Below are 12489 nucleotides of genomic sequence, written 5' to 3' on the forward strand. Positions count from 1 at the left end.
GGGAAACGCTGGAAGAAAGTGAAAACCCGATTTAGCAAGCTCAAGAAATTGGGACGGGATGAAGAACGGGCCTGGATGTGGGCAAACACAAGAAAAGGCTATTGGCGAACCGCCCATAGCCCAATCCTACTGAGAACCCTGTCGAATGATCGCCTTAAGCGGGCAGGATATCCCAATTTTTATGATTATTATCTGCAAGTAACCGTGTAAACTCTGGAACCGCCGTATACCGAACGGTACGTACGGTGGTGTGGGAGGTCGGCTGATCAATTAATGGTCAGCCTCCTACCCGATTTTTACTAAAATTTTCTAATCTGCCCGATTGCCAGGAATCAAAAGAACCGATGCAGAAGCATGACGGACAATATTATGGCTGACACTGCCCAAGAAAATTTCTTTAATAAAGCCTCGCCCCTGGGTGCCCATCACAATCATGGGAATTCGTTCCTCATCAACCAACTTAATAATCTCTGAAGTGGGTGCTCCGTAACGGATCTTTATTTCTACTTCAACTGTGTTGAGAAGTTGCAATTCATCTTTAAGCTTCTGGAGGCGACTATTGTCTATTTCATTGAACTCAACCAGTCGATGGAGCAGATATGGATTTATTTTGGATTCATCCTGAATATGAAAAATCGTCACCTTATTGACACCTTGTTTGACCATTTCTTTAACATATTCAAAGGCAATATCGGCATTTTCCGAAAAATCGGTGGGAAACAAGATATGATCAATTTGATCATTTGAATTTCTGACCGTTTGATCCTGATGATTGTCCTTAACGAGCATGATGGGTTTTGTCGAACCATAGATTATATCGTAAGCAACCCCACCTAAAAAAAGGGCACCTACCATGGAGTGCTTTTCAGCTCCGACAACAATTACTGCGTAATCACCGTCTTGGGCAATCTGATTAATTTCACTTTTTAAATTGCCGGAAATGATTTGAGTTTTTACGGTAAATCCCTGCTCAGTTAGGATCTCAGACTGATTTTTCAGGTTCTCATTAAATATGGATGTTAAATAGGAGGAAACACCAGAGTCAACGTCATGGGGATTAAAACATTGAAGCAGTAAACATTCCGTCGCACCCAGAGCACGAAGACTTCTGATACATTTCACCATCTCATTCGATGCGTTGGAAACCTCGGAAACAACGATTATCTTTTCAAACATATCAATCCTCCATAATTATAAAATAAAGTTACTATTTTATTTATAACCTTTTGCGAATTGATTAAACGCATAATCAAAAATTGTGTCTATTTTTTACTGGCTTTGAATCGTATCGATCAGTAACATGTTTTTTAGTGTTATGAAGTCGTCACCCTCTGTCTCGATCAGATGCAACGAATTGATCATGTTTTCTGAGAGCTTAGCCAGGGTTATCTGATGATTCTTTATGAACGCATCCGTTTTTGACTGATACGTAGAAATTGCTTGCTGAATCTTCTGATTGGCAGTTTCCTCCACAGTGTTGCTATTTGCGCTTTGAGGAGCATCACTTCATCGGATAGTTGTTCATTCGTTTTGATTAACTGATTATTTTCAGTGATTAACGCACGACGTTCTTTAAGAATGTCCTCATACTGATATTTTAGGACATCCTTTTCCGGCAGCTGTTGATCAGCCGAACCGCTTGCTGGTGTTATCTCGCTCAGATTGGTGCTGGCATAGGCTTCAAGTTCAGTACTTAACTCCCGAACCATCGCCTTAAGCTGATCCAGTTGCGCTTTCATTTCTTGGCTTTCCTGCTCATAACTCAAGTATTCTTCGAGTTTAGTTTGTGAGTTGATGGCGGCGTCGCCAGGATGCGTATCAATAACTTCAACCGGTTGCGGCACCGGGTTAATACTTAGTTCATTAACCAGGCGATTCAATTCTTCGTTTTCTCTTTTTAATGCATCAATTTGATTTGCCATTTCACCTTTTGAACTTTTACAGAGATTATACATTTCGCCGTATTGATCCCGTTCCTGTTTTAACATCGTTATCATGGCAGCGTATTCTTCAAGTCGATTATTAAAGGACTCCTCAGCACTGCTTAAGCTATCGGTTAGATTGTCAATATACTTGGTGACCTGTTTTTTGTTGTATCCGCCCATTTCTTTTCCAAAAGATAATTTTGTTTTTGATTTTACTGACTTATCTCTGAGCTCATCTAAGGTTAGTTGTTCGGATTTTTTTGCCATGATTAATCATACCTTTCTAAATTATTGACTGACGATAAGACGCTGATGGATTTCTAAGTGATATTTTTGACAGGAGCCCGATTTAAGCTCCAGTACCCAGTATGCATTTTTAACATGGGGACTGACTTTTCCTGGCCCCATGTCGTCTTCCAGATGCAGGATCTCGCCATCTTTTGAGATAAAGATCACATCAATCGGAAATTTCATCCCAAAGGTATGAACCTGATTGCAATTTTTCAGTAAGAGTCCCTGGTTATCAGCTAATCCGGGGGTTCTTAATAAACCGACCAATCGGGTGATGAAGCGATCTGCGACTAGCATTTCACTAAACAGGAGTGTATCATTCTTTAAAATACGACATGTTTTCATCTATTATACCCCTTAACCAAACTGTTTAACAAGTTGTAAAATTGTTGGCCCCAAAAGAACGATAAACAGTACCGGAAGAACGAAAAATACCAGAGGGATCATCATTTTGACTGGTGCTTTCATGGCTTTTTCTTCGGCTCGTTGTCTTCTTTTTATCCGCAATTCTTCGGATTGCGCTTTTAAGACATGATTGATGGGAATTCCCAATTGTTCAGCCTGAATAATTGAACCAACAAAGGTTTTTAATTCTTCAACCGAATTACGATCAGCTAAGCTCTTGAGGGCATCTTTACGGGGCTTTCCATAGTTAATTTCAGAATGAACAATATTCAGTTCGGTAACCAGAACGCCACTTAAACGCTCGCCAATTTTAATAAGCGCCGAATCAAAACCCAGTCCTGCTTCCATGGTGACACAAAGGATATCCATAATATCCGGCAATTCATTGGAAATAGCCCCCTGACGTTTATTTATTTTGAGTTTCAAAAAAACAACCGGTGCGATAATCCCCAATAACATACAGACGAAAACGAATAATAATTCATTTAAAATATTCCAGCGGGTGAACAAAGTTACAAAAAACGCGCCAATAAAAAAGCCACCAAAAACAATAATCCGGATCGCATTGTATTCATTGACGGCAAGTTGAAGTCCGGCGAGTCTGAGATTTGTCTCGGTTTTTTTATTTGTGGCACTCCCTTTTTTAGGAAACAGCGATGATATTTTTTTAATTAACGATTGGTAAATGGGCAGAATGACCCGTTGAAAAAAAGGTTTCTCAAACTCATCATCAAGATCGTTTTTATTTCTTTTCTTAATCGAACCGAGTCTTTTCCTTTTGGTATCGGCAATGCTTGCCTGATTGTAAAAGATGATTAGAATCAGGATAAAAATCAGTGCTGAAACACTGATCACCAAAAAAAACATCTGCGTCACCTCATTTCTTTACGCATTTAATCGTCAAAATTTTATGTTGACGATTCTTCGGATAATCAAGTAGCCAATTACTTCCATGACAATGGCAATGACTACCATGGCAATACCGAGATTGGATTCAAAGAATATGGTTACATAATCGGGATTAAATAACAAAAACACAAGAATAATTACCAAGGGCATTAAACCCACCACAAGACCTGAGGTTCTGGCAGTTGCTGTCAATACTTTGATCTCATTTTTTATTTTAAACCGTTCTTTGATGGTACCCGAAATATTGGTTAGAATTTCTGAGAGATTCCCGCCGGTCTGGCGCTGTATCAGAATTGCTGACACAATCATCATGAAATTCTGACTGCCGATTTTATCTGATAGCCGGGTTAAGGACGTTTCAATGGAACTACCTAATTTTAATTCCTTAACAACCCGGCCAAATTCTTCCGAAATGGGGTTTGGCATTTCAGTTGAAATGCTGACTAACGCCTGCTGAAAGGTGAGACCAGCTTTCAAACAACTGCTCATGATGCTGATGGCATCAATTAGTTGCTGTTCAAACAGTTCGACTCGAGTTACCCGTTTTTTATTCACATAAAGCGGCGGAACCAATAGCCCAAATAGCAGTAAGATAATTGAAAAGATAATATTCCCGCCCAGCATAAACACTAGGGTTGAGGGAATCATCGCCAAACCAATCCAAAGCAGCAGAAATTCGGAAGGTCTGATCAGAATACCAGACATTGACAAATCATTTTCCAATTTTTTAAGCACCTTGTGTTTGGACTTTTCCCGACTTTTTCGGGTTTTTTTAAAATTTGTCAAGTCGGTGGCACTCAGGCTAGTCAGGCCGTTAAACCGCTTTTGCATCTGGCGTTGATCCGCCGAAATGGCGTAAAGCAACAGCAATACCAGAAAAAATACGGTCAGCATGATTAAAAAGGTGACGATGATCGCATTCATTGCATTACTCCATATAAACTCATTTACTCGATGAACCAATCATCATTAATCATCACACCATTATGAGCAATTTTCTCTAAACAACGGGGTTTGATCCCCATGCTTTTAAAGCGCCCTTTGAATTTTCCATCGGTGTCCAATTGTCCGGTCATTTCATAGCTGAAAATATCCTGCATAACAATGACATCCCCTTCAAGCCCCGTAACCTCCGTAATATTAACAACCTTTCGGGTTCCATCCCGGAGTCGGGATTGCTGGATGATGATATCAATGGCTGAGGTCGTCTGATCCCGGATTGCCCGCAAGGGTAAATCCATCCCGGACATCAAAACCATCGTCTCGATACGGGACAGGGAGTCTCTTGGTGAATTGGCATGAATGGTGGTCAATGAACCGTCATGGCCGGTGTTCATAGCCTGAAGCATATCGATGGTTTCTGCCGAACGAACCTCTCCGACAATGATCCGATCCGGCCGCATTCGCAGGGCATTGACGACCAGTTCCCGAATTGAGACCTTTCCTCGTCCTTCCAGATTGGATGGCCGACTTTCCAGGGTAATCACATGATCCTGTAACAGCCGCAGTTCGGCCGAATCCTCAATGGTGATAATCCGTTCGTTATCCGGAATAAAGCTGGAAAGCACATTGAGCATGGTTGTTTTCCCGCTGCCGGTTCCACCGGATACAATAATATTCAGTTTGCCCTTAACACAGGCTTCCAAAAACGACAGCATTTTTTTTGATATTGATCCAAAACCCAATAATTGATCAGTGGTAATTGGTTTTTTGGAGAATTTTCGAATGGTAATAACCGGCCCGACCAGAGAAAGCGGTGGAATCACCACGTTGACCCGGGAACCATCTTTTAACCGGGCATCGACCATCGGACTGGACTCATCGATGTGACGGCCTACCGAAGATACAATCCGGTCAATCACGTTCATCACATGCTGATTGTCCTTGAAAACCACCGGCGATAATTGAATCTTCCCTTTTTTTTCAATATAGACCCGGTTATAACCGTTAACCATGATCTCGGAAATATCCGGATCATTTAAAAGCACTTCCAGCGGTCCATAGCCGATAATCTCATTGAGTAATTCTTCGGTAATACGGCTGCGATCCAGGCGGTTGACATTTTCCGCTTCAACCGCCATGACATTTTCCAGGATTCGCAGGATTTCGATGGGATTTTCTTTGCCGACCGTGTCAACCTTACTGCTATTGATTTCATTAATTACTTCCTGATGAACCCGATTTTTCAGATCCTGATGAATATCAACATGGATAATGTCTTTTTTCCCTTCTTCCTGGGCCTTGTCTTTTTGTCCCAGCCGTTGTTGTTCCATTCTTTCCAGCAGTCCCATTTTTTTACCTCTTTTATCGATTCTTTCTTTTTAACTAACTCGATGGTCAATGGTATTGACGATATATTGCGCCAGCTTTTTTAGGTTTTTGCTAATTTCCGACTTCGGTGCGTCCAAGACAATGGGGATTCCCTTATTATGAGCAGTCGTTGCTGTCTTGAAATCAAAAACGATGGTGTTCTTAACTGGTTCATTTAACACCCGCTGCATATCTTTTAAGCTGATCAATCCCTTTGTTAACCGATTGATCACCAGTTCTGTTTTTTCTTTCTGTTGCAGGGACTCTAGAATATTAAGAGTAATTTTGGTATTGCGCAAGGTTGAGATATCCTGAACAGTAACCAGCAGCACCAAGTTTGAATTCTCGATGGCTGCCATGGTAATGTCACTAAACACCGGTGCGGTATCAATCAGAATATAGTCATAAAAGGGCCGCATGGTATTAATCATGGTTTCGATGTTTTTAGGGGTTACATATTCGGCATATTCGGGGCTTTTGGGGGCACAGACAATGCTGACCCCAGAAAAATGCAAGGCCATCATCCGTTTGATGGCGTCAATATCACCAGCATCGTTGCCCTGGGATAATTCGGAAATTGTATCCTTAGGGTCAATATCAAAGTAAACATTGACATCGCCAAATTGGAGATCAGCATCGATTACCGCGACCTTTTTACCCATTTTTGCCAGCGATACCGCTAAATTTATGGCAATGGTTGTCTTGCCAATCCCGCCTTTGGCACCAAATACCGTGATAATCCGGGATTGCATATTATTGGATGCCGTGATATCCGCATTTTCCAAACGGGATTTTTCCATGTAATGAGCCAATTCGATGTTTTCCTGTAACGTTTCAGCATCAATGGGGAACTGTAGTACTTTGCGGATCCCGGCCAACATGACTTTTTCGATCATGCTTACATCAAAACTGTCACAGATAAGAATTACTGCACATCCGGGAATTCGGATATATATTTTTTCAGCCAAATCGATGGCTGCTTTGTAGTCATCTTCACATTGAATAATCAGCACATGGGGTTTCAAACTGATGGCTTTCTCCAGAACATTTTCATCCTGTTTTGAGAAACCGATAAATGCCACGCTGTCACTGCGAAGCAGGCTTTTAATTTCATAGATCCGATTGTCATTATTTCCGACAATCATTACCTTTATCTTTTCTATGGCGTTTACCCCATTTTTTTCTATAATATATGAATTATTATTTATTGCCGAATTAGATTAAGGCATGAACGGCTTTGGACCCAAAATGGCCTTGTCAACTGGTGAGCGGAGTACCAGACGATACTTCGGTGTTTGATCGATTGACAGCGCATAGGTAACTTTCTCGACCTCAGTTGCTGGTACCGATACCGTTACTGAGGTGTATTCCCCGCCTTTGTCGCCAGTGCTTATTGGGCCAATTTCCAGGATTTCGATATTCTCGACAACATATTGTGAAACGACACCATTTTCTTTTGTGATCCAAATAGTGACAAGATCAACACGATCTCCCTTGACTAAATATCCACCTACCCCTTTTTCTTCATCGACCAGAATGGTCAGGGCCCGATAATTTGGTTCAATGGCGTAGGATAAATTATTATTTTCCTGATTGGTATCACTTAAACGACTGGTCAGGATCTGTTCATTGGCCTCAATGTTCTCCTTGGTGATACGCCCCAGAACATCCTCCGGATTGGCAATTGACAGTTGGTGAACCATCTCAATTGGTACTTCTTCGGTTGTTAGCATCTCTTTTTCAATGACGGTTCCTTTGGGAATGGCTTGAGTTGCCAAAACAACGGGCTGTGTCGCCTGGTCTTTGCCTTTTTGCAGAGAGATTGCAAATTGAAAAACTGCAAATCCGGTGATCACCGATACGATCAATGCAATTATTACGAGTTTTTTCATCGATTTCTCCATTCAACTGATTAATGGGTTTATAAATGGTATTTACCCAAAATACCGGTAATTATTAATTATTCGGAAAGGATCAAATTATATAATCCAAAATCCCCATCGGTTCCTTCCCCGACGTTACTTCCAGAAGAAGCGCCATTTGACACCATATTTAAGAATGAACCAGTGATTTCACCTTTATCAGTTTGATTTTCCAGAAGAAACGCGGCAAATCCCTCCACTACAACGGTTTGTTTATCAACCGTATACGAGTAAATGGGCACCTTGACAATTCTCGGGCATGTCGGTTCGAAATTATCAGTAGTGCAGCCAACACCGCCGCTGAGCGCACCAAAATGGGTACAACCGTTGTAACGTTCATCAAAGCCCTGAAAAGTAGGTCCTTCCATGTTTCCCATTTCTTTTAAGAGAACATCACCAACACTGATTTCACCGGCATAACCCTGGGTAATCCAAATCCGATAATCGCTGGCCCCCCCTCCTTGGCCATCGAGATCAAGTGCTCCAAAAAAGGATGGGGAATCGCTCCAAACATTTTTTTCCCCGTATTTCAAAGTTACGTGCGTCAGGTTATTGCTGGCCAACCTTAATTCCATTTCCTCTTTCGTCAAGCCAATTGGTGCCACCCCAGTGGTTCTGATAACTGGCGACAGTTTTGCCACAGCCGTTCGGGTAAGGTCCAAATAATCGACTCCAAATATTTTGGCAAAATACATCGGTACCGTATTATCAACAGTAACACGAATTTCAGTATATTGACCATTACTGATTTTCCCCAGAATGACATCCTCAGGCGTTAAATCCGGAAAACCATTAAGATCGGCATAATTAATGGCACTCTCTTTAATCTGATTGACCTTGGTGGTGTTTCCCGTTTCGATGGGTAGTAACCGCCCGGATGAATATACGGCTGCATCCGCAGCTTTTTGCTGTTCTCCAGTACTTAAAAACGCCAACCCCAGATCGATTACCAATGCCAGCATTCCCATAATAAATACCATCGAAACGGCCACAATAATCAACGCATCACCTTGTTCGGATTTTTTTATCTGTCTATAGGGAAATTTTTTTAATAAGTTCATTATCTGTCTCATTTACTCCACCTTCATGGTACAGGATGAAGAAAGATTCATGGTTTCACCCTGAACAAAAACACCAACAATTGGAGTCAATATATTCACATCATCGCTGATAACGATGATTACATCACCAAGACGGGGGTTTGATGTATTTGTAAACGTGATGCTGATGTCTACAGTGTCGGCAATGTTCTCAGGAGCAATTGTCCGAATATGCTCTTCAATTGCTGTCTTACTGGTTGAATGAACGATTGCATAGCGTGCGCCTTCTCTTGCGGCATAATCAATACTGTTCTGATTCATAAACAGCCAACCAAAATCGATAATTGCGCACAAAATCATAATCAAAATTGGCAGGGTGATAGCAAGCTCAACAATTGCTTGCCCGTCTTCTTTTTTTATCCGTTTGATTATGTTTGCAAACATGTTTCCTCCCTGATCATTCATCCTGAAGATCTGATTTATTTAACTGTAACTGGAGCAGATCGTTTAGCCGATTAAAAAAGGCATATTGATTACGTCCGGCAGAAATCTCCACTTTGACGTTGCCAATATGCCACTGGTTTCTTCACAGTAAACACAATAACTACCTATAGGCTTTATGCTGCTAATTGGGTTCCGATATCCGTAAAGAATTGACCGATTTGAGGGCCCAGTAACCAGATGGCAGCAATGGCAGCCAATGCAATCCCGGCAATAATCAAACCATACTCAACCATACCCTGTCCATCTTCTTCTCTAATCATGCGTGATAATACGTTTTTCATTTTATTTACTCCTTTTAATTAGTATCTTCGATAAATTTCTATTGATCTATTATCGTTTAAGCCGCTAATTGAGTACCGATATCGGTAAAGAACTGACCAATTTGTGGACCCAGTAACCAGATGGCAGCAATGGCAGCCAATGCAATCCCGGCAATAATCAAACCATACTCAACCATACCCTGTCCGTCTTCTTCTCTGATCATGTGCATCAATTGATTTTTCATTTCAGTTTCTCCTTCAATATTTTATATTTGTTAGTCAAACTAATTAGAATCATTATGCTGCTAACTGAGTGCCGATATCTGTAAACATTTGCCCGATTTGGGGTCCCAATAACCAAATGGCGGCAATGGCAGCCAATGCAATCCCGGCGATAATTAAGCCATATTCAACCATGCCCTGTCCATCTTCTTCTCTGATCATGCGTGATAATCCGTTTTTCATTTTTTCTTCTCCCTTTTTAATAAATTTTACGTAATCGATACCAAGTTTGCCTTGGTTTAAAACAACATTCCAAAATCTATCAGATAATTTGTGTTGTTAAAATTTAAAATTAATACGGATACAAAACTGGAAGCCATAAACGGTCCCAGGGCAACCTTTGATTTCAAATTACCTTTTCGTCTAATGATCAGGTATGCTGTATAGATCATCAGAAAGAAAGTCATTATCATAATCGCAGAAATTATTCCATAAACACCCAAACAAAAACCAACCGCAGCGGCATATTTTACGTCTCCCCAACCAGCGCCCTTTCCAATTATTGCTGGTAAAAAGAATATAATAAAACCAATTACTAAACCAAAGATATTCATTCCAATACTGGCAATCGGTTGCCCGGTAATGATGAAGGCACCGCCCACGAATATCGTCATTAATACCAGCTCATTGGGGATTTTTTTAATGCTGATGTCTACAGCAGAAAGAATGACACAGATTGAAAAGAGCAACATACATTCCAATGTTTTTGGTTCAAGTCCGTTGAGCTTTACAAAGATCAACCAGATGGTTGCGTTAAGCATCGCCCAAAAGATTGTTTTTGTAACATTGCCGGACAACTGATGGTTAGTCAAGGTCTTGACTCGCTGTCTGACTAAATAATCAGTCGCTTCTTTCATTAATACGCCAGTCACTGCTCCAATCATAAAAACTTCTGCAGTTATCAGTAATTGATCCATCAGTATCCTCCATTCGTTTTTTGCAATAAAAAAGCAACGATTTACTCGTTGCAATTAAGGCGAATTAAATACACCTATAATCTGCAACTGGCTGTCATATAAATACTTATTTAGACCCTATAGCTTTGCGTCCTTACCTTTCGATAAGTTTGCCAAATATTAAATTGACCAATAACTGAATCGTATAGAATAAAAAAACAACGCATTGACACGTTGCATTATAATCATCATTAAAAAATGTGGTTGTGCAACTGGCTGTCATATAAATAATTACTTAGACCCTAAAGCTTTGCGTCCTTACCTTTCGATAAGTTTGCTAAATATTCTATTGGCATCATGATAAGGCATATATTATCAATTGTCAAGTGAATATTTTGCGAATTATTTTTTTTATTATATTTGCAGCAGTAATATTTTGCTCAAAATACTTTAGATTACTACTGACATTAAATATAAGATATTCATTATATGCGCCGATGTTTCTTGTGCATCACTCGACTTTTGATTAATATTGTTGTGCAATTTTGTGATATTATTATCAATCATCAATTGTATTATAATAATCTAATGTTGCAGCCGTTTTTTTGATGATCAATGTTATTTCGCGAAAACTGTTAATCAATATAAAGTCAATGCTTAAAATACTGTATGTTGATTTATGCGGTATAATATTTAAATATGAGCTTTGTAGTCAGCCATAAAAACCAATAATAATTCCTTAATAAATATTTAAAAATAATTGACAGCTGCTCCGAATTGTGATAAGTTATAATCAGTTAGTTATAACTAACACAAGGGGATGGAGGGCACCTAATGAGCATTGTTATTATTGGCGGAAATGATCGCATGATTTATCAATATAAAGATTTATGCAAAGAATATGATTGCCGGGCTAAGGTTTTCACCCAAATGCAGGGTGCGATGAAAAAGAAAATCGGCGTCCCAGATTTGATTGTATTATTTACTGGGACGGTTTCTCATAAAATGGTAAACTGTGCGACCGATGAGGCAAAAAGACTTAATTTACCCCTGGCACGGTCACATAGCAGCAGTTTGGCTGCATTACGAAACATTCTGGAAGAGCATTGTGCTCAATGTAAGAATTGCGATGGGTGTGTTTTAAAATCGCAGACCCGGAAGATGTAGTCATGAGTAAATTCGAGAGAGAAATGATACGCCACTGCTCGCCTACATTGGCCGGAATGAAAACTGGTAATTTATTCAGTTATCCATTTACCAGCTATTGCCAACTCGCAGAGCAGCTGGATCAGTGTAATGATATGTTGAATGCTCGTGGTGTCTATCTGGAGGTACTGAGGATAAATGCCAGTCGGGTTTTAATTTATGTTTATCGTGAAAGTCGACTGCTTAAAGATTTTTCATGTCCCCGGGTGGACAGCTTTCTTCAGAATATTGGCTATCATACCGATGATTTGAAGTCTTGCCTGGAATTTTTATCTAAACGGATTCAAAATTCCAGTGAATTCCCTCACGAGATTGGCTTGTTTTTAAGTTATCCGTTTGAAGATGTTCAGGGATTTATCGAGCATGAAGGAAAAAACTGTAAATATTGTGGTTGCTGGAAAGTGTATTGCAATGAAAACGAAACAATCAAACTTTTCAACAAATATAAAAAATGTACGCAAGCTTACTATCAACGATTGCTCAGTGGATCATCCCTGATGAGATTGACTGTTGCTGCATAACTAAAAATTGAACTATTG

16 protein-coding genes, 1 pseudogene and 2 riboswitches are annotated in these 12489 nt (G+C 40.1%); of the genes and pseudogenes, 3 read left to right on the forward strand and 14 right to left on the reverse strand.

From position 1 onward, the window contains the following. Positions 1–210: pseudogene (locus BI182_RS10555) on the forward strand (group II intron reverse transcriptase/maturase); the annotation flags it as partial. A 99-nt stretch (positions 211–309) separates the two neighbouring features. Here BI182_RS10555 and BI182_RS10560 read toward each other — a convergent pair. The 14 genes from BI182_RS10560 to BI182_RS10625 form a co-directional block, all read right to left on the reverse strand. Beyond that, the gene (locus BI182_RS10560; protein ID WP_148637088.1) at positions 310–1176 is read right to left on the reverse strand and encodes a universal stress protein; all 867 of its coding nucleotides are present in this window, start codon (positions 1174–1176) and stop codon (positions 310–312) included. Between the two features lie 224 nt (positions 1177–1400). Then, positions 1401–2192, reverse strand: coding sequence for a hypothetical protein (locus BI182_RS10565; protein WP_286807794.1), 792 nt, complete (start codon positions 2190–2192; stop codon positions 1401–1403). A 21-nt stretch (positions 2193–2213) separates the two neighbouring features. Next, positions 2214–2561 (reverse strand): DUF192 domain-containing protein, encoded by a 348-nt coding sequence (locus tag BI182_RS10570; RefSeq protein WP_286807795.1) that lies wholly within the window; start codon positions 2559–2561, stop codon positions 2214–2216. A gap of 12 nt (positions 2562–2573) precedes the next feature. Next, positions 2574–3488, reverse strand: coding sequence for a type II secretion system F family protein (locus BI182_RS10575; protein ID WP_286807796.1), 915 nt, complete (start codon positions 3486–3488; stop codon positions 2574–2576). A 33-nt stretch (positions 3489–3521) separates the two neighbouring features. Further along, positions 3522–4454: a type II secretion system F family protein gene (locus tag BI182_RS10580; protein ID WP_286807797.1), complete on the reverse strand. Its 933-nt coding sequence runs from the start codon at positions 4452–4454 to the stop codon at positions 3522–3524. A 23-nt stretch (positions 4455–4477) separates the two neighbouring features. Further along, positions 4478–5821 (reverse strand): TadA family conjugal transfer-associated ATPase, encoded by a 1344-nt coding sequence (locus BI182_RS10585; RefSeq protein WP_070372219.1) that lies wholly within the window; start codon positions 5819–5821, stop codon positions 4478–4480. A gap of 30 nt (positions 5822–5851) precedes the next feature. After that, the gene (locus tag BI182_RS10590; RefSeq protein ID WP_286807798.1) at positions 5852–6985 is read right to left on the reverse strand and encodes a CpaE/TadZ family protein; all 1134 of its coding nucleotides are present in this window, start codon (positions 6983–6985) and stop codon (positions 5852–5854) included. 75 nt (positions 6986–7060) lie between these two features. Then, complete coding sequence (gene cpaB / locus BI182_RS10595; protein WP_228879719.1) at positions 7061–7732, reverse strand: Flp pilus assembly protein CpaB; 672 nt, start codon at positions 7730–7732, stop codon at positions 7061–7063. Between the two features lie 68 nt (positions 7733–7800). Then, positions 7801–8835 (reverse strand): pilus assembly protein TadG-related protein, encoded by a 1035-nt coding sequence (locus BI182_RS10600; RefSeq protein ID WP_070372222.1) that lies wholly within the window; start codon positions 8833–8835, stop codon positions 7801–7803. Further along, positions 8836–9246 carry a TadE/TadG family type IV pilus assembly protein gene (locus BI182_RS10605; RefSeq protein WP_187389198.1) on the reverse strand — a complete coding sequence of 137 codons (411 nt, stop codon included), beginning with the start codon at positions 9244–9246 and terminating at the stop codon, positions 8836–8838. A gap of 173 nt (positions 9247–9419) precedes the next feature. Continuing rightward, a complete protein-coding gene (locus BI182_RS10610) occupies positions 9420–9587 on the reverse strand; it encodes a Flp family type IVb pilin (RefSeq protein WP_148637096.1) in 168 nt (55 codons plus the stop codon). A 56-nt stretch (positions 9588–9643) separates the two neighbouring features. Next, complete coding sequence (locus BI182_RS10615; RefSeq protein WP_148637142.1) at positions 9644–9811, reverse strand: Flp family type IVb pilin; 168 nt, start codon at positions 9809–9811, stop codon at positions 9644–9646. Between the two features lie 52 nt (positions 9812–9863). Further along, positions 9864–10031 carry a Flp family type IVb pilin gene (locus BI182_RS10620; RefSeq protein WP_084633732.1) on the reverse strand — a complete coding sequence of 56 codons (168 nt, stop codon included), beginning with the start codon at positions 10029–10031 and terminating at the stop codon, positions 9864–9866. Positions 10032–10087: 56 nt separating this feature from the next. Continuing rightward, positions 10088–10765 carry a prepilin peptidase gene (locus tag BI182_RS10625; RefSeq protein WP_286807799.1) on the reverse strand — a complete coding sequence of 226 codons (678 nt, stop codon included), beginning with the start codon at positions 10763–10765 and terminating at the stop codon, positions 10088–10090. A gap of 79 nt (positions 10766–10844) precedes the next feature. After that, positions 10845–10929, reverse strand: a riboswitch (cyclic di-GMP riboswitch). A gap of 79 nt (positions 10930–11008) precedes the next feature. Then, positions 11009–11093, reverse strand: a riboswitch (cyclic di-GMP riboswitch). A 485-nt stretch (positions 11094–11578) separates the two neighbouring features. On the opposite strand from BI182_RS10625, the gene BI182_RS10630 reads away from it, so the two are divergent. Continuing rightward, positions 11579–11911 (forward strand): DUF2325 domain-containing protein, encoded by a 333-nt coding sequence (locus tag BI182_RS10630; protein WP_148637140.1) that lies wholly within the window; start codon positions 11579–11581, stop codon positions 11909–11911. Between the two features lie 2 nt (positions 11912–11913). Further along, positions 11914–12471 carry a DUF3793 family protein gene (locus tag BI182_RS10635; protein WP_286807800.1) on the forward strand — a complete coding sequence of 186 codons (558 nt, stop codon included), beginning with the start codon at positions 11914–11916 and terminating at the stop codon, positions 12469–12471. Positions 12472–12489: the final 18 nt, after the last annotated feature.

It is taken from the genome of Acetobacterium sp. MES1, assembly GCF_002237635.1.
GTDB lineage: Bacteria > Bacillota > Clostridia > Eubacteriales > Eubacteriaceae > Acetobacterium > Acetobacterium wieringae.